This window comes from Streptomyces sp. NPDC036813 (genome assembly GCF_055609245.1).
The window spans coordinates 1-25,448 of the sequence record NZ_JBVJPV010000001.1; the positions used below are offsets into that span (position 1 = coordinate 1).

Annotated in this window: 21 protein-coding genes; 15 read left to right on the forward strand and 6 right to left on the reverse strand. The window is 71.9% G+C overall.

Annotated features, from left to right (window positions below; genetic code table 11):
• Positions 1-198 precede the first annotated feature (198 nt).
• The 3 genes from ACZ67Q_RS00005 to ACZ67Q_RS00015 form a co-directional block, all read right to left on the reverse strand.
• Positions 199-870 (reverse strand): potassium channel family protein, encoded by a 672-nt coding sequence (locus ACZ67Q_RS00005; RefSeq protein WP_361624895.1) that lies wholly within the window; start codon positions 868-870, stop codon positions 199-201.
• Positions 870-1,541 carry a potassium channel family protein gene (locus ACZ67Q_RS00010; protein WP_361624892.1) on the reverse strand — a complete coding sequence of 224 codons (672 nt, stop codon included), beginning with the start codon at positions 1,539-1,541 and terminating at the stop codon, positions 870-872. Before ACZ67Q_RS00010 ends, ACZ67Q_RS00005 begins: the two co-directional genes overlap by 1 nt.
• 171 nt (positions 1,542-1,712) lie before the next feature.
• A complete protein-coding gene (locus ACZ67Q_RS00015) occupies positions 1,713-1,880 on the reverse strand; it encodes a hypothetical protein (RefSeq protein WP_471174494.1) in 168 nt (55 codons plus the stop codon).
• A gap of 109 nt (positions 1,881-1,989) precedes the next feature.
• Here ACZ67Q_RS00015 and ACZ67Q_RS00020 point away from each other — a divergent pair, with 109 nt between their 5' ends.
• The 5 genes from ACZ67Q_RS00020 to ACZ67Q_RS00040 all read left to right on the forward strand — a co-directional run bounded on the left by ACZ67Q_RS00020 (position 1,990) and on the right by ACZ67Q_RS00040 (position 9,981).
• Positions 1,990-4,044, forward strand: coding sequence for an APC family permease (locus ACZ67Q_RS00020; RefSeq protein WP_471174496.1), 2,055 nt, complete (start codon positions 1,990-1,992; stop codon positions 4,042-4,044).
• Positions 4,045-4,387: 343 nt separating this feature from the next.
• On the forward strand, positions 4,388-5,728 hold the full coding sequence (locus ACZ67Q_RS00025) for a class I SAM-dependent RNA methyltransferase (protein WP_471174498.1): 1,341 nt from the start codon (positions 4,388-4,390) through the stop codon (positions 5,726-5,728).
• A gap of 664 nt (positions 5,729-6,392) precedes the next feature.
• Positions 6,393-6,467, forward strand: a complete 75-nt coding sequence (locus tag ACZ67Q_RS00030) for a DUF5710 domain-containing protein (protein ID WP_471175938.1) — start codon at positions 6,393-6,395, stop codon at positions 6,465-6,467.
• Between the two features lie 210 nt (positions 6,468-6,677).
• Positions 6,678-8,588, forward strand: coding sequence for a DNA/RNA helicase domain-containing protein (locus ACZ67Q_RS00035; protein WP_471174500.1), 1,911 nt, complete (start codon positions 6,678-6,680; stop codon positions 8,586-8,588).
• A gap of 277 nt (positions 8,589-8,865) precedes the next feature.
• A complete protein-coding gene (locus tag ACZ67Q_RS00040; protein WP_471174502.1) occupies positions 8,866-9,981 on the forward strand; it encodes an FAD-dependent oxidoreductase in 1,116 nt (371 codons plus the stop codon).
• 19 nt (positions 9,982-10,000) lie between these two features.
• Here ACZ67Q_RS00040 and ACZ67Q_RS00045 read toward each other — a convergent pair whose 3' ends face one another.
• On the reverse strand, positions 10,001-10,864 hold the full coding sequence (locus ACZ67Q_RS00045) for an AraC family transcriptional regulator (protein WP_471174504.1): 864 nt from the start codon (positions 10,862-10,864) through the stop codon (positions 10,001-10,003).
• A 165-nt stretch (positions 10,865-11,029) separates the two neighbouring features.
• Here ACZ67Q_RS00045 and ACZ67Q_RS00050 point away from each other — a divergent pair, with 165 nt between their 5' ends.
• The gene (locus ACZ67Q_RS00050; protein ID WP_471174506.1) at positions 11,030-11,830 is read left to right on the forward strand and encodes an alpha/beta fold hydrolase; all 801 of its coding nucleotides are present in this window, start codon (positions 11,030-11,032) and stop codon (positions 11,828-11,830) included.
• Positions 11,831-11,876: 46 nt separating this feature from the next.
• Here the strand turns inward: ACZ67Q_RS00050 and ACZ67Q_RS00055 are convergent, their stop codons facing one another.
• A complete protein-coding gene (locus ACZ67Q_RS00055) occupies positions 11,877-13,622 on the reverse strand; it encodes a hypothetical protein (RefSeq protein WP_471174508.1) in 1,746 nt (581 codons plus the stop codon).
• 232 nt (positions 13,623-13,854) lie between these two features.
• On the opposite strand from ACZ67Q_RS00055, the gene ACZ67Q_RS00060 reads away from it, so the two are divergent.
• From ACZ67Q_RS00060 to ACZ67Q_RS00075, 4 genes are all read left to right on the forward strand, one after another.
• Positions 13,855-14,271 carry a cell division protein SepF gene (locus ACZ67Q_RS00060; RefSeq protein WP_471174510.1) on the forward strand — a complete coding sequence of 139 codons (417 nt, stop codon included), beginning with the start codon at positions 13,855-13,857 and terminating at the stop codon, positions 14,269-14,271.
• A 210-nt stretch (positions 14,272-14,481) separates the two neighbouring features.
• Positions 14,482-15,654 carry an AAA family ATPase gene (locus tag ACZ67Q_RS00065; protein ID WP_471174512.1) on the forward strand — a complete coding sequence of 391 codons (1,173 nt, stop codon included), beginning with the start codon at positions 14,482-14,484 and terminating at the stop codon, positions 15,652-15,654.
• On the forward strand, positions 15,654-16,010 hold the full coding sequence (locus ACZ67Q_RS00070; RefSeq protein ID WP_471175941.1) for a nucleotide pyrophosphohydrolase: 357 nt from the start codon (positions 15,654-15,656) through the stop codon (positions 16,008-16,010). Before ACZ67Q_RS00065 ends, ACZ67Q_RS00070 begins: the two co-directional genes overlap by 1 nt.
• Positions 16,011-16,192: 182 nt before the next feature.
• Entirely contained in the window at positions 16,193-16,654 is a 462-nt protein-coding gene (locus ACZ67Q_RS00075) for a DUF6099 family protein (RefSeq protein WP_471174514.1), read from the forward strand.
• 1,109 nt (positions 16,655-17,763) lie between these two features.
• Here the strand turns inward: ACZ67Q_RS00075 and ACZ67Q_RS00080 are convergent.
• Positions 17,764-17,928, reverse strand: a complete 165-nt coding sequence (locus ACZ67Q_RS00080; RefSeq protein ID WP_471174516.1) for a hypothetical protein — start codon at positions 17,926-17,928, stop codon at positions 17,764-17,766.
• A 244-nt stretch (positions 17,929-18,172) separates the two neighbouring features.
• Here ACZ67Q_RS00080 and ACZ67Q_RS00085 point away from each other — a divergent pair, with 244 nt between their 5' ends.
• From ACZ67Q_RS00085 to ACZ67Q_RS00105, 5 genes are all read left to right on the forward strand, one after another.
• Positions 18,173-19,096: an LLM class F420-dependent oxidoreductase gene (locus tag ACZ67Q_RS00085; RefSeq protein ID WP_471174518.1), complete on the forward strand. Its 924-nt coding sequence runs from the start codon at positions 18,173-18,175 to the stop codon at positions 19,094-19,096.
• Positions 19,097-19,452: 356 nt separating this feature from the next.
• Positions 19,453-20,034, forward strand: coding sequence for a TetR/AcrR family transcriptional regulator (locus tag ACZ67Q_RS00090; protein WP_471174520.1), 582 nt, complete (start codon positions 19,453-19,455; stop codon positions 20,032-20,034).
• Complete coding sequence (locus tag ACZ67Q_RS00095; protein WP_471174522.1) at positions 20,031-21,221, forward strand: SGNH/GDSL hydrolase family protein; 1,191 nt, start codon at positions 20,031-20,033, stop codon at positions 21,219-21,221. Before ACZ67Q_RS00090 ends, ACZ67Q_RS00095 begins: the two co-directional genes overlap by 4 nt.
• A 20-nt stretch (positions 21,222-21,241) precedes the next feature.
• Positions 21,242-22,759: a 3' terminal RNA ribose 2'-O-methyltransferase Hen1 gene (locus ACZ67Q_RS00100; RefSeq protein ID WP_471174524.1), complete on the forward strand. Its 1,518-nt coding sequence runs from the start codon at positions 21,242-21,244 to the stop codon at positions 22,757-22,759.
• Positions 22,756-25,302: a polynucleotide kinase-phosphatase gene (locus ACZ67Q_RS00105; protein WP_471174526.1), complete on the forward strand. Its 2,547-nt coding sequence runs from the start codon at positions 22,756-22,758 to the stop codon at positions 25,300-25,302. The genes ACZ67Q_RS00100 and ACZ67Q_RS00105 overlap by 4 nt, the downstream gene beginning before the upstream one ends.
• Positions 25,303-25,448 lie beyond the last annotated feature (146 nt).

Here is a 25,448-nt window from a genome sequence, read left to right on the forward strand (position 1 = left end):
CCGATGGTGTCACGCCCACCGCCGAGAACCGGAGCCGCCCGAACCACCCCCCCCCCCCCCCCCCCCGCCGCCCCCCCCCCCCGCCCCCCCCCCCCCCCCCCCCCCCCCCGGCCCCCCCCCCCCCCCCCCCCGGGGGGGGGGGGGGCGCGCCGCCCCCCCCCCCCCCCCCCCACCGCCGTATCGGAGCGGAGCGAGAGGTCAGCTGTCGTCGCGTCGCACCGACAGCAGGTCCTCCAGCTGGCCCTCGCGGGCCTGGGCGGCCACGAACAGCAGCTCGTCGCCCGGCTCCAGGGAGTCCTCGCGGGACGGGGTGAGCACCCGGGTGCCGCGGATGATCGTGACCAGCGAGGTGTCCTGCGGCCACTCCACGTCGCCGACCTGCGTGCCGGCCAGCGCCGACTCCTCCGGCAGGGTCAGCTCGACCAGGTTCGCGTCGCCGTGGCTGAAGCGCAGCAGCCGGACCAGGTCGCCGACACTCACCGCCTCCTCGACCAGGGCCGACATCAGGCGCGGGGTGGAGACGGCGACGTCCACGCCCCAGGACTCGTTGAAGAGCCACTCGTTCTTCGGGTTGTTCACCCGGGCCACGACGCGCGGCACGCCGTACTCGGTCTTCGCCAGCAGGGAGACGACGAGGTTGACCTTGTCGTCGCCGGTCGCGGCGATCACGACGTTGCAGCGCTGCAGCGCCGCCTCGTCCAGAGAGGTGATCTCGCAGGCGTCGGCGAGCAGCCACTCCGCCTGCGGGACGCGCTCGACCGAGATCGCGGTCGGCGCCTTGTCGATCAGCAGCACCTCGTGGCCGTTCTCCAGCAGTTCGCCCGCGATCGAGCGGCCCACCGCGCCGGCACCGGCAATGGCGACCCTCATCAGTGACCGCCCTCCTCTTCAGGGCCCTTGGCGAACGCCGCCTCGACCTTCTCCACCTCGTCGGTGCGCATCATCACGTGCACCAGGTCACCCTCCTGCAACACCGTCTGCGAGGTGGGCAGGATCGCCTCGCCCAGGCGGGTCAGGAACGCCACCCGGACGCCCGTCTCCTCCTGCAGCTTGCTGATCTTGTGGCCGACCCAGGCCGCCGAGGCGTGCACCTCGGCGAGCTGCACACCCCCGGTGGGGTCACGCCACAGCGGCTCGGAGCCGGACGGCAGCAGACGGCGCAGCATCTGGTCGGCCGTCCAGCGGACCGTGGCGACGGTGGGGATGCCGAGACGCTGGTAGACCTCGGCGCGCCGGGGGTCGTAGATACGGGCGGCCACGTTCTCGACACCGAACATCTCGCGGGCCACGCGGGCGGCGATGATGTTGGAGTTGTCGCCGCTGGAGACCGCGGCGAAGGCGCCCGCCTCCTCGATGCCGGCCTCGCGCAGGGTGTCCTGGTCGAAGCCGACCCCGGTGACCCGGCGGCCCCCGAACGAGGAACCGAGGCGTCGGAAGGCGGTGGGGTCCTGGTCGATCACAGCGACCGTATGCCCCTGCTGCTCCAGGGTCTGGGCGAGAGCGGAACCCACTCTGCCGCAGCCCATGATGACGATGTGCACGACCGTCCTTCCGGTGTCAAGAGATCTCACTTGGCTTCAACAGGGTCTCAGACCGGCGACCAAGCTACACAGGGGCGGCGCGGGCTGTGCACCCCCGGGCCCGATTGACCCTGCCCTTGTCGCGAGGTGCGTGCCGGGATCGGCGACGCCGGGATGATCCGCACGACGGGCCTATCGGGGCTGCGCGGGCCGCCGGCGAGTGATGCTGCGCACGCTGCGCAGGGTGAGGAATCCGAGGCCGAGGAGTGCGACGGCGGCGCCGATCAGCTCTGCGGTGGCGGGCACGGTGACCTCCGAGGTGCGGCGGGGGCGGGAGTCCAGCCATCTAGGCACGGCCACCGCCCGACCTGCGGAATCCGTAGCGCTGTGAAGCGCCGATTCCACTCGTGCGGCAGATCGGCCACGGCAGGTGGGCGAGCCCGTGTTCGAAGGCTTACGATCCTCTGTTGTGTCCAAACTGACCGACGTGCCCAAACGGATTCTCATCGGGCGCGCACTGCGCAGTGATCGGCTGGGCGAAACGCTCCTGCCGAAGCGCATCGCCCTTCCCGTTTTCGCCTCCGACCCGTTGTCCTCCGTGGCCTACGCGCCAGGGGAGGTGCTGCTGGTCCTGTCCATCGCGGGCGTGTCGGCGTACCACTTCAGCCCCTGGATCGCCCTCGCGGTCGTCGTGCTGATGTTCACGGTCGTCGCCTCGTACCGACAGAACGTGCACGCCTACCCCAGCGGTGGCGGCGACTACGAGGTCGCCACCACCAACCTCGGCCCCAAGGCCGGTCTGACCGTGGCGAGCGCGCTGCTCGTCGACTACGTCCTGACCGTCGCGGTGTCGATCTCCTCCGGCATCGAGAACCTGGGCTCGGCGATCCCGTTCGTCGTCGAGCACAAGGTGGCCTGTGCCGTCGCCGTGATCGTCCTGCTGACGTTGATGAACCTGCGCGGCGTGAAGGAGTCCGGCAAACTCTTCGCGATCCCGACGTACGTCTTCGTCGCCGGCGTCTTCATCATGATCGCCTGGGGCGCCTTCCGCGGCCTGGTCCTCGGCGACACCATGCGTGCGCCCACCGCCGACTTCCACATCAAGGCCGAGCACCAGGGCCTGGCCGGCTTCGCGCTGGTCTTCCTGCTGCTGCGCGCCTTCTCCTCCGGCTGTGCCGCGCTCACCGGTGTCGAGGCGATCTCCAACGGTGTGCCCGCCTTCCGCAAGCCCAAGTCGAAGAACGCGGCGACCACGCTGGCGGCCATGGGCCTGCTCGCCGTCACCATGTTCTGCGGCATCATCGTCCTCGCCCTGACCACCAAGGTCCGCATGGCCGAGAACCCGGCCACCGACCTGCTGAAGAACGGCGTCGGTGTCGGCACCGGCTATGTCCAGAACCCGGTGATCACCCAGGTCGCCGAGGCCGTGTTCGGCAAGGGCAGCTTCTTCTTCGTCGTGCTGGCCGCGGCCACCGCGCTGGTGCTGTTCCTCGCCGCCAACACCGCCTACAACGGCTTCCCGGTGCTCGGCTCGATCCTCGCCCAGGACCGCTACCTGCCGCGTCAGCTGCACACCCGCGGCGACCGCCTCGCCTTCTCCAACGGCATCGTGCTGCTGGCCGGCACGGCGACGCTCCTGGTCCTCATCTACGGCGCCGACTCCACGCGGCTGATCCAGCTGTACATCGTCGGCGTGTTCGTGTCGTTCACGCTCAGCCAGATCGGCATGGTCCGGCACTGGAACCGGCACCTGGCCGCCGAGACGGACCAGGCCAAGCGCAGCCACATGATCCGCTCCCGCGCGATCAACACCTTCGGCGCGTTCTTCACCGGTCTGGTGCTGGTCGTCGTACTGATCACCAAGTTCACGCACGGCGCCTGGGTCGCCCTGCTGGGCATGTGCATCTTCTACGTGACGATGACCGCGATCCGGCGTCACTACGACTCCGTGGCCGCGGAGATCGCCGCACCCGAGGGCCCCAGCGACGACATGGTCCGCCCCTCGCGCGTCCACTCGGTGGTGCTGATCTCCAAGATCCACCGCCCGACGCTGCGCGCGCTCGCCTACGCCAAGCTGATGCGCTCCGACTCCCTGGAGGCGCTCACGGTCAACGTCGACCCGGTCGAGACCAAGGCGCTGCGCGAGGAGTGGGAGCGGCGCGGCATCGACGTACCGCTGAAGGTGCTGGACTCGCCGTACCGCGAGATCACGCGGCCGGTCATCGAGTACGTCAAGAGCCTGCGCAAGGAGAGCCCACGCGACGCGGTCTCGGTGATCATCCCGGAGTACGTGGTCGGCCACTGGTACGAGCACTTCCTGCACAACCAGAGCGCGCTCAGGCTCAAGGGCCGGCTGCTGTTCACGCCGGGCATCATGGTCACCTCGGTGCCCTACCAGCTGGAATCCTCCGAGGCCGCGAAGAAGCGCGCCCGCAGGCGGCAGGAGTGGAACGCGCCGGGTTCCGTGCGGCGTGGTCCACTGACGCAGGCGGAGCGGGCGAAGGAGGCCGAGAACCGGCAGTAGTGCCGGTGGTGCGGGGGCCCGAGACCGGCCGTGGCGCCGCGGACGCTGTGCGGGAGGCCGAGAACCGGCCGCAGCGCGGATCGTGTCCGGGAGGCCGTGAAGGGCCGTGGCGCCGCGGACGCCGTGCGGGAGGCCGAGAACCGGCCGTGGCGCGGATCGTGTGCGGGAGGCCGAGACCGGCCGTGGCGCGGATGGTGTGCCGGAGGCCGCGAACCGGCCGGAGCGCCGGTGAGAGGGCAGGAGGGCCGGCGGGCGGGCAGGGAGACCGGTGGACGTGCGCAGCACGTAGACTGGTGGGCTGTTGTCCGCTCGTACCCCTCACCCGATCTGGAGTCACCCCGCCATGCAGGCACAAGAGAACAACTCGCAGGCGGGGTCGCTGGTCGGGGCCGAGTACGAGGTCGAGATCGGCCCTGTCGCCCACGGCGGTCACTGCATCGCCCGCACGTCCGAGGGCCAGGTCCTGTTCGTCCGGCACACACTGCCCGGCGAGCGGGTCGTGGCCCGGGTGACCGAGGGCGAGGAGGGCGCGCGATTCCTGCGTGCGGATGCTGTGGAGATCCTCGAGGCCTCCAAGGACCGCATCGAGGCGCCCTGCCCCTTCGCCGGTCCGGGCCGCTGCGGCGGCTGCGACTGGCAGCACGCGAAGCCGGGCGCCCAGCGGCGGCTGAAGGGCGACGTGATCGCCGAGCAGCTCAAGCGGCTCGCGGGCCTGACGCCCGAGGAGGCCGGCTGGGACGGCACGGTGGTCCCCGCCGAGGGCGACAAGCTGCCCGCCGGCCAGGTCCCGCAGTGGCGCACCCGCGTGCAGTACGCCGTCGACGCCGAGGGCCACGCCGGTCTGCGCCGCCACCGCTCGCACGAGGTCGAGCGCATCGACCACTGCATGATCGCGGCCGAGGGCGTCAGCGAGCTGGGCATCGAGCAGCGCGACTGGTCCGGCATGGAGTCGGTCGAGGCGATCGCGGCGACCGGTTCGCAGGACCGCCAGGTGATCCTCACCCCGCGTCCGGGTGCCCGCCTGCCCCTGGTCGAACTGGACCGTCCGGTCTCGGTGATGCGCGTCGAGGAGAAGGACGGCGGCGTGCACCGCGTCCACGGCCGCCCCTTCGTGCGCGAGCGCGCCGACGACCGCACCTACCGGGTCGGCAGCGGCGGCTTCTGGCAGGTCCACCCGAAGGCCGCCGACACCCTGGTCACGGCGGTCATGCAGGGCCTGCTGCCGCGCAAGGGCGAGATGGCGCTGGACCTCTACTGCGGCGTCGGCCTGTTCGCGGGCGCGCTCGCCGACCGCCTCGGCGAGCAGGGCGCGGTACTCGGCATCGAGTCCGGCAAGCGCGCCGTCGAGGACGCCCGGCACAACCTCGCCGACTTCCCGCGCGTCCGCATCGAACAGGGCAAGGTCGAGGCGGTCCTGCCCCGCACCGGCATCACCGAGGTCGACCTCATCGTCCTCGACCCGCCCCGGGCAGGCGCGGGCCGCTCCACGGTCGCCCACCTGTCGTCCCTCGGCGCGCGCCGCATCGCGTACGTGGCCTGCGACCCCGCCGCGCTGGCCCGGGACCTGGGGTACTTCCGGGACGGGGGGTACCGGGTGCGGATGCTGCGGGCGTTCGATCTGTTCCCGATGACGCACCACGTGGAATGCGTGGCGATTCTGGAGCCGGCGACAAAGGGCGCCTGACCTGCGGATCTCTGGGTGACCGGCTGACGCCGGGCGGTGTCGACCGCACTGATGGGTCGACACCGGGCCGTGCGCTGCGCGATGGCCGGGAGACGGGGGAACAACCTGGCCGTGATGATGACTCCCGTATCCGCTTTCAGCGGGTTGGTCGACGCGCCCCCCACCCTCGTCGACACCTCGGCTCAGCGCATCCCGGGCTGCGATCACCAGACCGACACGGTCCATGAAGCCGCCGTACACGAACTTGTCCGGGGCTGCAGTACGAGGGTGTGCTGGCCGGTCGCAAGTGGCAGGAGGCTGAGGCCGGAGAACGAGCGACCGACAGGCGCCCGCCCGAGGAGCAGACCAAGGAGGTGGCCGTGGAGCGCGTCCGCGGCCTGGTTGAGGAACTGCGAGGTGTCGGCTGCCAGGTGGAGTTCCGTGAGCGCATACACGAGAAGGCGCTGATTCTGGACGCCACTGTGCTGTGGCACGGGTCACCAACCTACTGGCCAACTCCGGCCCAACGGACCTCATGGTGGGCCTCACCGACCCGTCTGCGTGTGAGCGTGTCGGCCGCGTGATCGAGCGAGCCCGTAAGGACCGGGCCGCCTGGAATCCTCGGCCTGCCAAACAGTCAGGATCCTCCGGCACGGCACCCAGCGGGTAACGGTTGTACGTGAACGTGCCGTACGCGGAGAAGGACGAGGCGAAACGGCTGCTCGGTGCGTGCTGGGACAGCCAGCGACGTCAGTGGTAAGTCGGCGCCAGCCGAGTCAGCCGCGAACAGGCAGCACGGTGGCTGCCGCCTCAGTCATGAGCGGTCAGCAGTACGACTGTCAGTTCCGCCCGGTAATCTCTGCTGCGTCATCAACGCGGCCCGACGGGCTTCCGCTCCATCATCGCGGTGGAGTCTCGAAGGACATGCCCCCACCCGCACGAGTCTCTTCGTGCTGCCTGGGGGAAGTCCTTGCTGTTCCGCGCGTCCGCGAAAACGGTCGCCGTCATGGCACTCGACGGTTCGCTGTTCCTGCACCTGACCGATCAGTTCATCCATATGCACGGCTACCGCCCCGGCGCCTCGGAGGCCCGCTCCTGGGAGCGCAGCATCCCTGTCCTGGCCACCGCCCTCAACGATGCGGGCCTGGGCGACGTGGAAGTCATGCTGGAGTACGCGCTCCCATTGAACAGCAAGCGCGCGGATGCCGTGCTCGCCGGTGTACACCCGACGACGGGCGAGCCGTCGTACGTCGTCGTGGAGCTCAAACAGTGGGGCCAAGCGGTGCCCCACGAGGATGATTCCACCTTGTGTCACGTCGACGCTTACGCGCATCCCGTGCTGAACCCCATCGAGCAGGTGCGCCGTTACTGCGACTACCTGGTCAACTTCAACGGTGCCGTGGCCGAGCACCGGGACCGTGTCAACGGCGTGGCATTCCTGCACAACGCCACCGAGTTCGGGGTGGCGGGCCTGCGCGAGATCGAGCGTGACGGTCAGGGACTGCTCTTCACCGGAGAGCGGCGCGGCGCCTTCCTGGAACATCTCCGTTCAAGGCTGAGCGACAAGCATCCCGGGGCACGAGCGGCCGATGAACTTCTCGCCGGTGCCACCGTGCCGTCGAAGCAGCTGATGGCCGTGGCCGCACAGGAGGTGCGAGAACGCCAGCAGTTCGTGCTCCTCGACGAGCAGCAGGTCGCCTACCGCATGGTGCTCAACGCGGTGGAGAAGGCCAAGCACGCCGACCGCAAGGAAGTCGTGATCGTCACCGGGGGGCCCGGTACCGGAAAGAGCGTGATCGCTCTCCAACTGCTCGGTGAGCTCTACCGACGCGGAGTTCCGGCACTGCACGCCACCGGATCGCAGTCGTTCACGAAGACGATGCGCAAGGTCGCCGGATCCCGGAAGCGGGACGTGCAGGACCTGTTCAAGTACTTCAACAGCTTCATGACCGCGGAGAAGAACAGCCTGGGTGCCCTGATCTGCGACGAGGCGCACCGCATCCGCGAGACCTCGGCCAACCGCTACACGCGTGCGGCGCTTCGGACCGGCAGAGCGCAGATCGACGAACTCATTGATGTCGCATACGTGCCCGTCTTCTTCCTCGACGAGCACCAGGTGGTGCGCCCCGGTGAGATGGGCACCGTGGCCGAGATCAAGGCAGCGGCGGCCGGACGAGGCATCCCTTGCCACGTGGTCCCCCTGGACAGCCAGTTCCGCTGCGGAGGCAGTGACGCCTACCTGCGCTGGGTGGTCCGGCTTCTCGGCCTCGAGCCCGGAGGACCAGTGGTCTGGGAACCCGACGATCGTATGCAACTGCTGGTCGCCGACAGCCCGCAGGAGATGGAAGCCTTCCTCGTGGACCGACGGGCCCAGGGGTACGGCGCCCGTATGTCCGCCGGCTACTGCTGGCGCTGGTCCCCGGAGCCCAAGCCCGGTCAACCGCTGGCTTCCGACGTCGCCATCGGTGACTGGGCCCGCCCGTGGAACCTGCGCGGTGACCGCTCGGTTTCGGGCGCGCCCCCGGCCGCCCTGTGGGCCACCGACCCCGCGGGGTTCGGGCAGGTCGGCTGCGTTTACACCGCCCAGGGCTTCGAATACGACTGGTCCGGCGTCATCGTCGGCCCCGATCTGGTCTGGCGTGGCGACCGCTGGGTCACGGACCGCACGGCGTCCAAGGACCCGGTCTTCAAGAAGTCCACCCCGGACACGGATGTGGACCGGCTGATCCGGAACACGTACAAGGTGTTGCTGACCAGGGGCATGATCGGCACGATCGTGTATTCCACGGACCCGGAGACACGGGCGAAGCTGCGGGAACTGGTGAGTGGCCGACCGGAAGCGCAGACTTCCGCGGTGGCCGAGCCGGTTGTTCGCCCCTGATCACGCGCTCCAGCCTCCATGGCTGCGGTTCGGGGCGGCAGCGTGCCGTGTTGGTGGCGTGTCAGGGGCGTACGCCCGGCGGCAGCTGATTGCCGCGGCTGTCGGTGTCGTAGGCCCGGCGGCAGTTGCTTGTCGGGGTCGGTGTCGTAGGGCCGGTGTCGGGTGCTTGTCGGGGGTGTCGGTCTGGTGTCGGTTGTTTGTCGGCCGACTTTCCGAGCCTTGCTGGCGAGGGTGCCGGATGCCCGTCCGGCAGAGCCACGACAAGCAAGGAATCGCCATGACCACTCACGTCACGATCGTCGGTGCCGGACTCGGCGGACTGACGCTCGCCCGTGTCCTGCACGTTCACGGCATACCGGCCACGGTCTACGAGGCGGAGACCTCGCCGGCGGAGCGTCCGCAGGGCGGCATGCTCGACATCCACGACTACAACGGCCAACTGGCTCTGCGAACGGCCGGCCTGATGAACGAGTTCCGCGGCATCGTCCTCGAAGGCCGCCAGACGATGCGGATCCTGGACCCGGACGGGAACGTCCGGCTCGACCAACGCGACGACGGTACGGGCGGACGCCCCGAAGTGATGCGCGGCGACCTGCGATCCGTCCTGCTCGACTCGCTGCCGGCCGACACCGTGCGGTGGGGGCGCAAGGCCGAGGGGACCCGTTCCCTCGGCGAGGGACGCCAAGAGGTGACGTTCGCCGACGGCAGCACGGTCGTCACCGGCCTGCTGGTCGGCGCGGACGGCGCCTGGTCACGGGTCCGGCCGTTGCTCTCCACCGCCACACCCGAGTACACCGGCAGGTCGGTCGTGGAGACCTACCTGTTCGACGCCGACACCCGGCACCCCGCCACCGCAAAGGCGGTAGGCGGCGGGTCGATGATCGCGCTTGCGCCGGGCAGGGAGATCTTCGCTCACCGGGAGAGGGACGACACGCTGCACGCCTACGTGGGGCTGTCCGAGCCGCAGGACTGGTTTGCGGCCCTCGACTTCACCGACCCTGCTGCGGTCACCGAACGGATCGCGCGGGAGTTCCACGGCTGGGCGCCGGAACTCACCGCTCTGTTCACCGAGAGCGACACCGCGCCGGTCCTGCGCCCTCTCCACGCTCTGCCGACCGGCCACCGGTGGGATCGGGTGCCGGGGGTGACCCTGCTCGGTGATGCCGCCCATCTTTCGGCTCCGAACGGCGAAGGCGCCAACCTCGCCATGCTCGACGGCGCCGAACTGGGCAAGGCCCTCGCGGCGCACCCCGACGACGTCGAGGCCGCGCTGGCCGAGTACGAGCAAGACCTGTTCGCGCGCAGCGCCGCAGTCGCAGAAGCTGAACTCCCCGGCAGCCCCACCCTGGACGACCTGACCAACCTCTTCACCCGGGACGAGCAGACCCGATGAGCCGCCGGTCGTGGCGGGATCAGGCCCCGCGGCTGTCGGGCGCGCCGTAGGCCGCGCGCCAGGCGGCGGGGCTCGTGGCCGCCTGACGCCGGAAGAAGGTGGTGAAGTTGCCGGCGTCCCGGAAGCCGAGGCGTCGGGCGCAGGCCGCGACCGGCAGATCGGTGTGGGCGAGCAGTCGCCTGGCTTCCAGCAGGATGCGCTGGTCGAGGAAGGTCTTGGCGCCCGTGCCGGTGGCCGCGCGCGTGGCACGGGTGAGAGTGCGCACGTCGTAGCCGAGAGCCCGTGCGTAGTCGGACACGTGGTGCCAGACCGTCAGATGTTCTTCGACGGCAGCCCGGTAGGCGCGGAACACATCCGTGGACCGGTTGCCGGCCGCCGTCCCATCGGTTCGGGCGGGCGCGTGCGGAAGTATGCGCAGGACCAGCGCCGCCAGCAGATGGGAGAGCAGCGGGGGAGAGGCCAGGAGCGGGGTGCGCGCTGCCGTGTCGTGTTCACGGCTGAGGTGTTCGGCTGCGAACAGAGCCAGGTCCATACGTTGCCGGTCCAACCGCCAGCACGCCGGGGCGGTGGCCTCGGCGGTGGTGAGACCGGGGAGGAAGCCGGGCCGGAAGAGGACCAGCGGGCCGTCGCAGGCGTCTGTGTCGCTCCAGCGGTGCACCATGCCGGGCCGGATCCATACGGCGCTGCCTTCCGCCAGCCGGTAGGTGTGGAAGTCGGCCTCATGGGTGCCGGTGCCGGAGGCGACCAGGGCGAGGACGTGGAAATCGGGGCGCTGGGGGTGAACGCGGCGGTGACCGGTGTCCATGGAGCGCAGCGCGGCGAAGTCGAGGACCTCGACGCCGTGGGGCGAGCCGACCGCAGGCGAGTAGCGCAGCTGTCGCACCGTTCGAAGTCCGTTTTCCACAAGTGCTGTGCTCCTTTCCACGGAGAACGGGACCGCACTTCTCCTACCGTCGGATGCGTACCTGGCGAGCAGGTCAGGCTATCCGTTCAAGGCTGCGGCTGGGAGATGCCGATCGCTTCGAGCAGCCGCGCGAAAGGCGCAGCGATGACGCAAACGACAAGGCCGGTGTCCGTGGCGGGCGGAGCTCTCGACGTACGGATCGGGGGCGGTACCGGTCCGGCACTGGTGTTCGTCCACTACTGGGGCGGCTCCGCCGGCACATGGAACGACGTGATCGCTCAGCTGCCGCCCCGGCAGGCGACGGTCCGCTTCGACCAACGCGGCTGGGGCACCTCGCGGGTCTTGCCGGGCCCCTATCACCTCGACCAACTCGCCGACGACCTCGCTCGCGTGGTCGACACGTGCGTGCCGGGGCCGTTCGTCCTCGTCGGCCACTCGATGGGCGGCAAGGTGAGCCAGCTGGTCGCGGCGCGCAGGCCGGCCGGCCTGGCCGGCCTGGTCCTTGTCGCACCCGCACCCCCCGAGCCACCCGTCACGGTGACGGAGCAGTACCGGCAGGGCTTGTCCCGCGCCTACGACTCGCCCGATGCGGTGCGGTACGCCCTCGACCACGTCCTGACGGCCACACCGCTGCCCAAGGAGGTCCGCGCCGCCGTGGTGCGCGACAGCCTCGCCGCCGGCCCCGAGGCGCGGCAGGAGTGGCCACTGCGCGGAATCGCGCAGGACATCACTCGTGCCGCGCGCCGCATCGCAGTTCCGGTGACCGTGCTGGCCGGGGAGAACGACGTGGTGGAACCGCCGCATGTCCTGCACGAGTGCCTCCTGCCGCACATCCCGCACGCGACCCTGGTCACCGTCCCCACTGTCGGCCACCTGCTCCCGGCGGAAGCCCCCCGCGCCGTCGCGACCGCCCTCGGAGACTTCCTCCAACCCCTCCGTCACTGACGGCACGAATTCTCACCACCCGCGCCGCACTCATCCCGCGCACCCGTCAGCTGCGGGGTTTCAGCAGCAGATGCCGTACGTCGACGCTGGACAGGGTCTGCGGGTCTCCCGTGAACGCGCGCAGGCGGACCCGGACCTTGGCGTTGTTGCGGGAGACGGGGAAGGTGCCCTTGGGCGGTCGCAGGGCGTAGACGGCCGTGCCGTGCGCCGGCATGGTGGCCGGGCCGCGCACCACCGACCAGTAGCGGCCCATGCCCTCACCCGTGGTGAGCATGAAGTGGGGGGTGAGCGGCCGGTCGCCGGTGTTGGTCACGCTGACCGTCAGCAGCGACACCTTGCTCGGCGTGGCGTGCCGCACCTCGGTGACCCGCATCCGCAGGGGTGGGGTCCCGGTCGCCGCGACCAGGGCGCTCACCAGTGCGGGGGCCAGCAGCAGCGCGCCCGCCACGGCGAGTGCCGGGCGGCGTCGCGCACCGCTCGGCAGCCGGCGGGGCCGCGGCTGCCAGGCGCCCGCGAACTCGGCCGCGGGCGCGGTGACCACGGCGGCCAGCCACAGCGGCGTCATCAGCAGGTAGTAGCCGTCCTGGGAGCGCGTCGCGAGATAGAACGCGCACCACGGCAGCACGGTCGCCGCGGGCCCGAGGCGCCGCACGAACAGCACGAACACGGCCAGCAGCCCGGCCAGCAGCAGCATGCTCGCGTGCCCGTACCAGTCCAGCCGGTCACTGCCGTCGGTCAGCAGCAGCGACACGATGTTCAGGCCCTGGCCGTGCAGCACCGCGCCCTGGGTGATCAGCAGCAGGATCCCCTCGAACCAGGTGCGCGGTTCGTGCACGACGAAGTACGTGTTGATCAGCAGCCAGGTGGCGAAGACGATCCCGAGCACGCGTAGCAGGAGCCGCCCGGCGCCGCGCCCGCCCAGCTCGCCCCGGCGCACCGCGTAGAGGCCGGCCAGCAGGAACGGCGTCACGAACCACGGCAGTTGCTGCGCCGCGCACGCCGCGCCCAGGCACACGGCCCGGGCGATCCCGGCGGCGCCGAGCCGCCCGCCGCGTCCGATCCGGGGCCAGCGCACCACCACCGGCACCAGCAGCGCGAGGCCCAGCATCGCCGGGTAGCCGAGACGGGCGTAGGAGGGCAGGAAGCCGAAGCCGAGGCAGACCATCGTCGCGGCCGAACGCCACGGCACCGGCAGCATCCGCCACAGCGTGATCGCGCCCGCCAGCAGCGCGGCCGTGGTGACCACCGTCGCCGGGGTGCCGGCGTGGCCGAGCCACAGGAACGGCGCGGTGAGCAGCGGAGCCAGCGGGGGATAGCCGTACGTGTAGTCGTAGCCGCCGTCGACGGTGGGGGTGAGGGCGATGCCGGGGCCGAACAGCCAGGGCCAGGGCTGTCCGTAGACGGGGTGCCCCGCGACCAGCTCACGGGCGGCCTGGGTGGTCAGTACGGCCTCGTCGGCGCCGTTGTGGTTCAGCACCCACGTGCACAGGGTGAGCGTCACCGCGGTCAGCAGGACGGCCAGGTCCAGGCGGGCCAGGGTGCGGTGGCGCCGGGTCACCACGGTGAGTACGCCGCACGCCAGGATCGACGCGTAGCACGCCGTGATCACCAGGGCCACCGGGAGCCGGTGGGTCGCCGCCTGTGTCCACACCGTGCGGGTGCCGATGAAGAGGCTGATGACGGCGAGCAGGGTGAGAACGCGGTGCCACTGCGCTGGCGGTGGCTCCTGATGGGGGGCGGCCGGCGCCGGGCGCGGCCGGAGAGCGGGAGCTGCCGCCTGTGTGTCTGCCATGTGCACGGCATGGAACGCTAAGAGGGCCCGGTGAACGGGGCGCGGCCGGAGGTGAAGATTCCGGTGTGCCCGAGATGAGCGGTGGCAGTCCGGGAGGAAGTCGGCATACGGGATGGTGCGACCGGCTCGTGCGGATGGGATACGGGATGGTGTGACCGGCCCGTACGGTCGCGGACCGTGTCGCTGTTGGGCCGAACAGGTGACTTGGCGTAAGAATTGCCTGGTGCAGGAGATGAGTGCGAGTCGGAACGGGGGAACGGTGAACCGCTACGACGTCACCGATGAACAGTGGGAAGGGCTCGCCCAGGTCGTACCCCTGCGCGGTCGCGACTCCTGGCCGTCAGCGGTGAACCACCGCTCTCTGCCGGAGGCGGAGACCGAGATGCGGCGCCGCTTCGTGGTGCTGCGTGTCAATGTCTTCGCGGACGCCCGTGAGGTCGCCGAGACCCTGATGGCCGGCATCCCGGTCCTCCTGGACCTGACCGGCGCCGAGTCGGAGGTCGCCAAACGCGTCCTCGACTTCTCCACCGGTGTGGTCTTCGGCCTCGCCAGCGGCATGCACCGCGTCGACCGCAACGTGTTCCTCCTCACCCCCAACGGCACGGAGGTCAGCGGGCTGATGGAGAACACGGGGTTGTCGGGGGGCTGAGCGGCCCGGCTCGGCGGGGGCACGGTGCCCGGCGCGGACGGCGCGGACGGCGCGGACGGCGCGGACGGCGCCGACGGCGCCGACGGTGCGGGGTGAGTGGGACGCGGTCCAGGAACGCCGGGCCGCGTCCACGCCCGTCGTCCCCCTTTAGGAGGAAGATGACCTCGGCGGAACGGTTCCCTGGACACAGGCGGGCCTAGCGTCCGCCGTATGGGCGTTTCTTCCGTTTCGTCGTTGTCCGTCTCCGAAGAGCCGGATGTGGTGCGGCCGGTGCGGCCGCGGGTCACCGAGGTACGGCTGTCCGCCTTCGCCGTGCACCGGCGGGTCGTCCTGCCCCTGGACGGGGCGTTCACGTTGCTCGCCGGGTCCAGTGGAAGCGGCAAGTCGAGCGCGCTGCGCGCCTACGCGGCGCTCGCGCGGCTCGCCGCAGGCGCCGAACTCGGCGAGGCGTTCCCGGACCCGATCTCGTGCGTGCCGGAGCGGGCCCGGCCCGACGCCCAGCGGCGGCGGGGATTCCGCATCGGCTGTACGGCCGACGGTCCCGTCGGTCCGGTACGGCTCGACCTCGCCGTACAGGTCGAGCCCGAACTGCGTGTCGTCGGGGAGCGGCTCACCGCCGACGGGATCGTCCTGCTGGAGACCGCGCTGGTCGATCCCGGGCGCCGCGCCGTGCAGGCCGCCTGGCACACCGCCGGCTCCGCCCCGGTGACGCGCGCCCCGCTGCCCGACGACCGGCTCGGGACCGCCCTGCTGCCGTTGCGTGTCGCCGGGAAGACGGACGGGCAGCGCCGTGTGCTGGCCGCCGCCGAACAACTGGTCGTCGCGCTGCGCTCGGTGTTCGCCTGTGACCCGCACCCCTCCCGGATGCGGGCGCCCGTCCCGGGCGGCACCGGCCGGCTGCTCACCGGCTGCGACAACCTCGCCGACGTCCTGTGGCGCACCCGCGCCGAGTGCAGCCGTCGGCACGCGCTGCTCGTCGCCGCCCTGCGCGCCGGCTGCGCCGTCCCCGTCGCCGACGTGATGGCCGAACTCGGCAGCGACGGAACGGTGCGGGCATGGCTGGAACGGGACGGCGGCACGCGTACGGCGCTGTCTCGGCTCGGCGACGGCGAGTTGCGCTTCCTCGCGCTCGCCCTCGTGCTGCTCACCGGGCCGGGCATTCTGGAGGTCGACCCGGCCGGCGAGGTGCCTTCGGCTCTGCAGGCGCTGACCGTGCTCGCCGACGGCTTCGACCGCTGCCTGGACGTCGCGCAGCGTGCCGAACTCGCGCGGCTCGCCGTCCGGATGGGCGAGCGCGGCCATCTGCGCTGCGTCGGCGCGGTGGCCGACGCCTCGTGGGCGGCGGGGATCGACGGCGTCACGGTGGTACACCTGGACCCGTGATGAAGCACCCGGATCTGGCGCAGTTGCAGCGGAGGCTGGCCGAGTTCGCGGCCGCCCGCAACTGGCAGCCGTACCACACGCCCAAGAACCTGGCGACCGCGTTGAGCGTGGAGGCCGCCGAACTGGTCGAGATCTTCCAGTGGTTGACTCCGGAGGAGTCGGCGGGGGTGATGGGCGACCCGGACACCGCGCACCGGGTCCGCGACGAGGTGGCCGACGTGCTCGCGTATCTGCTGCAACTGTGCGAGGTGCTCGGCGTCGACCCGCTGACGGCTCTGGCGGAGAAGATCGAGCGGAACGAGGAGCGGTTCCCGGCGCCGGGGGCCGGGGACGCCGACGGTGGTGGGGCCGGCTGAGATTGGAGGAAATACCTCCACTTTCACTCTCCGCAGTCGTTCAACTGCCCGAAACCGATTTGTTGTCCGCAGATTTCCGCCTTCCTCTGGCTTTTCGTCCCACCTGCCTTCACGCTGGGTAGTGGACAAGGGAGTTCGGGCAGACGTGCGAGAGGTACGTCGGATCGTCACCGGGGGCGCGGATGGACGCGGTGAGACTCATCCTGACGAGCAGACGGGCGCTGGCGGCGAGCAGCGATCCGTCGCGGACACTGCGGGAGGTCTGGCAGGCACAGGCACTCGCCCAGGCGATCGGCAGCCGTCTCGCCGTCTCGGGCCCACCCGAACTACGCGGGGAGGCATTGGGGTTGACGGAGCTGGCGGGGCGCGGCTGCGGGGTCCTGGACCCGCCCGACCTCGACCCGGACGAATTACGCGCCGCCCAGCTCACCGCCCTCGACGATGCCCGGCAGACGTTGCTCGCGCTCGACGCCCTGCTCGCCGACGTCGGCATCGCCCTCGTCGGCATCGCCAGCGGTGCGGATGACGAGGGCACGTACTGGCAGTGCATGGAGGCGATCGACGCGGCCGACGAATCCCGCGACCGCGTCCACTGGATGCTCCGCAAACTGACCGCCCGCGAGGAGGCGTTACCGGAACGGTGAGCTGCGGGACGCTGCGCGTCGCTCTTACGCTCGCGGCTGGACCGACCGCGCGGTGCCTGCGGTCCGCCTGCTGCGTTCGCCGGCGGCCCGTCCGCACCTGCGCACGCCGCCGCCTCCGGCAAGGACCGGGGCGAGCGGCTGCGCGTCGCCGCCGGCTGGGGGCACCGGGGCCCGTCGCGCCCGGGGGCGCTCCCGCCTCCGGTGAGGACCTGGAGGGTCGGTTGCTCGCCGCTCTGCCGCCGGGCCGCCGAGCCGCCGGCTCCAGGATGAGCGGTTGCTCGCCGCTGGTCTCCCGGCCGTCCGCCGCGGGCGCCGACATTCCGTCCGTACCGGCGGTTGCTCCGCCTTCGGCGAGGACCGGGGCGGGCGGTTGCGCGTCGCCCCCGGCCGGGGGCATCGGGGCCCCTCGCGCCCGCGGACGCTCCTGCCTTCGGCGAGGGCCGGGGTGGGCGGCTGCGTGTCGCCGCCTGCTGCGGGCGCCGGCCCGTCGCGCCCGGGAGCGCTCCCGCCTCCGGCGAGGACTTGGAGGAGCGGTTGCTCGCCGCTGGTCGCCGGGCCGTCCATCCTGGGCGCCGACGGTCCGTCCGCACCGGCGGATGCTCCCGCCTCGGCAAGGATCGTGACGAGCGGCTGTTCGCAGGAACGCCTGCTGCGGGCGCCGACGGCCCCGTCCGCACCGGCGGATGCTCCCGCCTCGGCAAGGACCGTGACGAGCGGCTGTTCGCAGGAACGCCTGCTGCGGGCGCCGACGGTCCGTCCGCACCCGCGGATGCTCCCGCCCTCGGCGACGAACAGGACACGTCCTGCCGTACTCGCGCGGTGGCGCAGGACCCGGTGGCTTGCCCGGGCACGCCCTCACCGGGCTTCTGACGGGGGCGTACCGCGTTGGGCAGCCCTGCCGCGGCCGTGTTTTCGGCGGGGGCGGCGCTCAGCTGTGGTGAGTGCAGTGTCGGGCTCGGCCGGGACGCGTTCGCCGGGGGGTGCCCCGCCGGGGCGCGCCCAACCGGCCGCAGCAATCGGGCCCCCGGCGCCCCCTACGGCCCCGCAGCCGACGTTCATCCTGAGGCCCCGAGGCTCCGGGGAAGCGCCCCCGTCCCCGCCCGGAGGGCTCAGCTCGGCTCCGCTTGTTCGCGCGGAGCGCTCACCGCGCCCGTCGCCGACTGGAGGTCCGCATCGAGTGCCGACAGGTCCGCGTTCAGCGCCGCCATCAGCTCCTCCATCTGCTGCAGCAGCCCCTTCGGCTGGGCGACGACCGGCACGGACTCCTCGGACATGACGGCCTCCTCGGCCCACGGCCCCCGCACGAGGACCGGCACGGTGACACGACGGCGGTCACCGCCGGCGCGGGCGCCGGGCGGTCCGGCTCCGCCCGAGCCAACGATCATCACCTGAGGCGGTCACTGGCCCGGTGGTCGGCCGTGCACGGCGTTGACGTTTTTCACCCGACCGGGGAGCGACGGCCCCGGCCCCCGGGGACCGGTGGCAGGGCCGGCGGTCACGGTGTGCAGGATGGAGGACATGGATCTTCGCATCTTCACCGAACCCCAGCAGGGCGCGACCTACGACACCCTCCTCACCGTGGCGAAGGCCACCGAGGACCTGGGCTTCGACGCCTTCTTCCGCTCCGATCACTATCTGAAGATGGGTGACGCCGACGGCCTCCCCGGCCCCACGGACGCCTGGATCACCCTCGCCGGCCTCGCCCGCGAGACCCGCCGTATCCGGCTCGGCACCCTGATGACCGCGGCCACCTTCAGGCTGCCCGGCGTCCTCGCCATCCAGGTCGCCCAGGTCGACCAGATGTCCGGCGGCCGCGTCGAACTCGGCCTCGGCGCAGGCTGGTTCGAGGAGGAGCACACGGCGTACGGCATCCCCTTCCCGAAGGAGAAGTTCGCCCGCCTCGAGGAGCAGCTGGAGATCGTCACCGGCCTGTGGGAGACACCGCAGGGCAAGACGTTCGACTTCCACGGCACCCACTACGACCTCACCGACTCGCCCGCGCTGCCCAAGCCCGCGCAGGAGAAGATCCCGGTCCTCGTCGGCGGCCACGGAGCCAGCCGCACGCCGCGTCTCGCGGCCCGCTTCGCCGACGAGTTCAACATCCCCTTCGCCTCGGTCGAGGACAGCGAGCGGCAGTTCGGCCGGGTGCGCGCCGCCGCCGAGGCGATCGGCCGCAAGGCCGACGATCTCGTGTACTCCAACGCCCTCGTCGTCTGCGTCGGCCGCGACGACGCCGAGGTCGCCCGCCGCGCCGCCGTCATCGGCCGCGAGGTCGACGAGCTGAAGGCGAACGGTCTGGCCGGCTCTCCGGCCGAGGTCGTCGACAAGATCGGCCGGTACGCCGAGATCGGCTCGAGCCGTGTCTACCTCCAGGTGCTCGACCTGGACGACCTGGACCACCTGGAGCTGATCTCCTCCCAGGTGCAGTCCCAGCTTTCGTAGGCCCCGTGCCCGACGGCCACGGCAGCACAGCACCTCGGCTGCCGCAGGACCGTCCCGGCGGCCTCAGCGCCGCCCAGCTGCCGCAGGACCGCCCCAGCTGCCGCAGGACCGCCCCAGCTGCCGCAGGACCACCCCGGCCGCCTCGGCGCAGCCCCGGCTGCCGAAGGGCCGCCGTCCCGGGGCTCGTGCCCGCCCGTGCGGGAGGAGCCGAGCCCCGGGGGCGGGCTCCCGGCCGGCGCTCCGCCCTCCATCGCCCCTCTCCCTTAGTCGTACGCCCCTCTCCCTTAGCCGCACACCCATTTGCCTAAAAGCTTTAGGTGTGGGAACAATGGTTGTCGGCAGAAGAGGGGAAGGGCATGGCGCGCGCAGGACTGACCGCCGACCGCCTCGTCCGCGCGGGCGCCGAGCTCGCCGACGAGGTCGGCTTCGACCAGGTGACCGTCTCGGCGCTCGCCCGGCGTTTCGACGTCAAGGTCGCGAGCCTGTACTCGCACCTGAAGAACTCCCAGGACCTCAAGACGGGCATCGCCCTGCTCGCGCTGGACGAACTCGCCGACCGGGCCGCCGACGCCCTCGCCGGCCGGGCCGGCAAGGACGCCCTGACCGCCCTAGCCAACACCTACCGCGACTACGCCCGCGAACACCCCGGCCGCTATGCCGCGACCCGCCTGCCCCTCGATCCCGACACCGCGGCGGCGAGCGCCGGCGTCCGGCACGCGCGGATGACCCGGGCGCTGCTGCGCGGCTACGACCTGACCGAACCCGACCAGACCCACGCGGTCCGGCTGCTGGGCAGCGTCTTCCACGGTTACGTCAGCCTCGAGCTGGGCGGTGGATTCGCTCACAGCGCCCCCGACAGCCAGGAGAGCTGGGAACGCGTCCTGGACGCCCTCGACGCCCTGCTGCGGAACTGGCCCGCACCCGGAGGACCCCGATGACCGCCGACTGGATCACCACCCCCCTCACCGCCGCCCACCTGCGCGGCGCCCTCGAACTGGAGCGCACCGCGCACGGGCTGCTGCCGCACCGGCTGCCCGCCCGTGCCCGCGCCCAGAACGACGACCCGCAGCTCGCCCTCGCCGAGTCGCAGCCCAGCGGCGTCCGCCTGGCCCTGCGTACCCGCGCCACCGCCGTCGAGCTGGACGTGCTGGCCACCAAGCGTGTCTACCGTGGCGCCCCGCCCCGCCCGCACGGCGTCTACGAGCTGCTCGTCGACGGCCGCCCGGCCGGCCGCGCCACCGCGGACGACGGCAACACCGTCACCATCGACCTCGCCACCGGCGCCAGCGACATCCGCCCGGGCCCGGTCCGCACCCTGCGCTTCACCGGTCTGCCCGACCGGGACAAGGACGTCGAGATCTGGCTGCCCCACAACGAGCACACCGAGCTCGTCGCCCTGCGCACCGACGCCCCCGTCGAGCCCGCCCCCGACCGGGGCCGTCCGGTCTGGCTGCACCACGGCAGCTCCATCAGCCACGGCTCCGACGCGGACGGACCCACCACCACCTGGCCGGCGCTCGCCGCCCGGCTCGCCGGTGTGGAACTGATCAACCTCGGCTTCGGCGGCAGCGCGCTGCTCGACCCGTTCACCGCCCGCGCGATCCGGGACACCCCCGCCGACCTGATCACCCTCAAGATCGGCATCAACGTGGTCAACCTCGACCTGATGCGCAGGCGCGCCTTCTCACCGGCCGTCCACGGCTTCCTCGACACCGTCCGCGAGGGGCACCCGACGACACCGCTCACGGTCGTCTCCCCGCTGTACTGCCCGATGCACGAGGACACGCCCGGCCCCGGCGCCTTCGACTTCGCGGCGCTCGCCGAGGGCCGGCTGAACTTCCGCGCCACGGGCGACCCGGCGGAGGTCGCCGCCGGGAAACTCACCCTCACCGTCATCCGCGAGGAGCTGTCCCGGATCGTCACCGAGCGCTCCGCCGACGACCCGCACCTGCGCTACCTCGACGGCCGTGAGCTGTACGGCGAGGACGACCACGCCGAGCTGCCGCTGCCCGACGGGCTCCACCCCGACGGCGCCACCCACCGCCGTATCGGAACCCGGTTCGCGGACGTGCTGCACCGGACGCTCCCGCAGGGCGTGGCGAAAACCGGTGGCCCGGCCGCCTGACGGCCGGGAAACTCGCTCACATGTTCCTGACCATCAGCACCACCGGCACGGCGGAACGCCCCGCGACCGACCTCGGATTCCTGCTGCACAAGCATCCCGAGAAGGCGCAGGCGTTCTCCACCTCCTACGGCACCGCGCACGTCCTCTACCCCGAGGCGGACGCCGAGCGCTGCACGGCGGCGCTGCTGCTGGAGGTCGATCCGGTGGCGCTGGTGCGGCGTGGCAAGGGCAAGGGCCGCGGCGGCGCCCCCGACGCGGCCCTCGCCCAGTACGTCAACGACCGTCCGTACGCGGCGTCCTCGCTCCTCGCCGTCGCGCTGAGCAGCGTGTTCTCCAGCGCGATGCGCGGGGTGTGCACCGCCCGGCCCGAGCGCGCGGCCGAGCCGCTGCCGCTGCGCATCGAGGTGCCCGCGCTGCCCGCGCGGGGCGGCACCGCTGTCGTACGCGCTCTCTTCGAGCCGCTCGGCTGGACCGTGAGCGCCGAACCGGTCGCCCTGGACACCGAGTTCCCGCAGTGGGGCGACTCGCGGTACGTACGTCTCGTCCTGGAGTCGCAGGAGCTGCGCCTGTCCGAGGCGCTGCGTCACCTGTACGTCCTGCTGCCCGTGCTGGACGACGCCAAGCACTACTGGGTCTCCGCCGACGAGGTCGACAAGCTGCTGCGGGCCGGCGAGGGCTGGCTGCCCGGCCACCCGGAGCAGAAGCTGATCACCAGCCGCTTCCTGTCCCGCCGCTGGTCGCTCACCCGGCAGGCTTTGGAGCGTCTGGAGCTGGTGCGGCTCGCCGAGACCGACGACGCGGACGTCGAGGAGATCGACAACGCGGTCGCCGCGGAGGCCGAGGAGGAGGAGAAGCCGACCCCGCTCGCCGTGCAGCGCCGTGACGCCATCATGGCCGTCCTGCGCGAGAGGGCAGCCGCCCGCGTGCTCGACCTCGGCTGCGGACAGGGCCAGTTGGTGCAGGCGCTGCTGAAGGACGCGCGGTTCACCGAGATCGTCGGCGTCGACGTGTCGATGCGCGCGCTCACCATCGCCTCCCGGCGGCTGAAACTGGACCGGATGGGCGAGCGGCAGGCAGCGCGGGTCAAGCTGCTCCAGGGCTCGCTGGCGTACACCGACACCCGGCTCAAGGGCTATGACGCGGCCGTGCTCAGCGAGGTGATCGAGCACCTCGACCTGCCCCGGCTGCCCGCCCTGGAGTACGCGGTGTTCGGCGCGGCCCGGCCCCGCACGGTCGTCGTGACCACCCCGAACGTCGAGTACAACGTGCGCTGGGAGTCCCTGCCGGCCGGGCACGTCCGGCACGGTGACCACCGCTTCGAGTGGACCCGCGAGGAGTTCCGCGCATGGGCGGGCGCGGTCGCCGAACGGCACGGCTACGACGTGCAGTTCCAGCCCGTGGGACCGGACGACCCCGAGGTCGGGCCGCCCACCCAGATGGCCGTGTTCCTCAAGAAGACCGAGAACCGCGAGAAGTCCGAGAACCGCGAGAAGTCCGAGAACCGCGAGAAGAGCGAGAAGGAGGCGAAGGCGGCATGACCGAGACCACCACCACCGAGGGCCGTGCGCTGCCCGTCACCGACCTCTCCCTCGTCGTCCTCGTCGGCGCCTCCGGCTCGGGCAAGTCCACCTTCGCCCGCCGCCACTTCAAGCCCACCGAGGTCATCTCCTCCGACTTCTGCCGCGGCCTGGTCTGCGACGACGAGAACGACCAGAGCGCGACCCGCGACGCCTTCGACGTCCTGCACTACATCGCCGGCAAGCGGCTCGCCGCCGGCCGTCGCACCGTCGTCGACGCCACCAGCGTCCAGCAGGACGCCCGGCGGCAGCTGATCGACCTGGCCAAGCAGTACGACGTGCTGCCCATCGCCATCGTCCTCGACGTCCCCGAGGAGGTGTGCGCCGAGCGCAACGCGGCCCGCACCGACCGGGCCGACATGCCGCGCCGGGTCGTCCAGCGGCACATCCGCGAACTGCGGCGCTCCCTGCGCCACCTGGAGCGCGAGGGCTTCCGCAAGGTGCACGTCCTGCGGGGCGTGGACGAGATCGAGCGGGCCACCGTCGTCACCGAGAAGCGGTTCAACGACCTCACCCACCTCACCGGCCCGTTCGACATCGTCGGCGACATCCACGGTTGCTCCGCCGAACTGGAGGCGCTGCTGGAGAAGCTGGGCTACGTCGACGGCGTCCACCCCGAGGGCCGTACCGCCGTGTTCGTCGGCGACCTCGTCGACCGCGGCCCGGACAGCCCGGGCGTGCTGCGCCGCGTGATGTCCATGGTCAAGTCGGGCAACGCGCTGTGCGTGCCCGGCAACCACGAGAACAAGTTCGGCCGGCATCTCAAGGGCCGCGCCGTCCAGCACACCCACGGGCTCGCCGAGACGATCGCGCAAATGGAGGGCGAGAGCGAGGAGTTCCGGCGCGAGGTACGGCAGTTCATCGAGGGCCTGGTCAGCCACTACGTCCTCGACGGCGGCCGGCTCGTCGTCTGCCACGCCGGTCTGCCGGAGAAGTATCACGGCCGCACCTCCGGCCGGGTCCGCTCGCACGCCCTGTACGGCGAGACCACCGGCGAGACCGACGAGTTCGGGCTGCCGGTGCGCTACCCGTGGGCCGAGGACTACCGCGGCCGGGCCGCCGTGGTCTACGGCCACACGCCCGTCCCGGAGGCCACCTGGCTCAACAACACGATCTGCCTGGACACCGGCGCCGTGTTCGGCGGCAAGCTGACCGCGCTGCGCTGGCCGGAGCGGGAGCTGGTCGACGTACCGGCGGAGCGGGTCTGGTACGAGCCGGTCAAGCCGCTGCGCGCCGAGGCGCCCGGCGGGCACGACGGCCGGCCGCTGGACCTGGCCGACGTGCACGGCCGCCGCGCGGTGGAGACCCGGCACGCCGGGCGGGTCGCCGTCCGTGAGGAGAACGCGGCCGCCGCGCTGGAGGTGATGAGCCGCTTCGCGACCGACCCGCGGCTGCTGCCGTACCTGCCGCCGACCATGGCGCCGACCGCGACCAGCAAGCTGGAGGGCTACCTGGAGCACCCGGTGGAGGCCTTCGCCCAGTACGCCGCGGACGGGGTCGAGCGGGTCGTGTGCGAGGAGAAGCACATGGGCTCGCGCGCCGTGGCCCTGGTGTGCCGGGACGCGGAGGCGGCACGCAAGCGGTTCGGCGTGGACGGGCCCACCGGATCCCTCTACACCCGTACCGGCCGGCCGTTCTTCAGCGACGAGTCGGTCACCGAGCAGATCCTCGACCGGCTGCGCACCGCGATCGGCGAGGCCGGCCTGTGGGCCGGCCTCGACACCGACTGGCTGCTGCTGGACGCCGAACTGATGCCGTGGTCGCTGAAGGCGTCCGGGCTGCTGCGGTCGCAGTACGCGGCCGTCGGCGCCGCGTCGGGCGCGGTGTTCCCGGGCGCGCTGGCCGCGCTGGAGGGGGCCGCGGCCCGGGGCGTCGACGTGAGCGGTCTGCTGGACCGCCAGCGGGAACGAGCCGCCGACGCGGCCGCGTTCACCGAGGCGTACCGCCGCTACTGCTGGACCACCGACGGGCTGGACGGGGTGCGCCTGGCGCCGTTCCAGATCCTGGCCGTCCAGGGGCGCAGCCTCGCCCCGCTGCCGCACGACGAGCAGCTCGCCCTGCTCGACCGGCTGGTGGAGCACGACACCACCGGCCTGCTGCAGACCACGCGGCGGCTGTACGTCGACACCGGCGACCCCGAGTCGGTACGGGTGGGCGTCGACTGGTGGCTGGAGATGACCGGCCGCGGCGGCGAGGGCATGGTCGTCAAGCCGCTGGGCGCGCTGGTCCGCGGCCCGGAGGGCCGGCTGGTGCAGCCCGGCATCAAGTGCCGCGGCCGCGAGTACCTGCGGATCATCTACGGCCCGGAGTACACGCGTCCGGAGCAACTGGCCCGGCTGCGGCAGCGGTTCCTCAACCACAAGCGGTCGCTGGCGCTGCGCGAGTACGCCCTCGGCCTGGAGGCCCTGGACCGGCTCGCGGAGGGCGAGCCGCTGTGGCGGGTCCACGAGGCGGTGTTCGGCGTACTTGCGCTGGAGTCGGAGCCGGTGGACCCCCGCCTGTGAGCCACCACGACGGCCAGGGCCGTGTTCACTCCGTCGTGCGTGGTCCTGCCGACGGTGGTGTGCGCGCCGGTTGTGGGCCGGCCGCGCATTCCCCGCGCCCCTTGGGGACGTTGTCGGCGGCCGGTATGCCGTGATCCCGTCGGGCG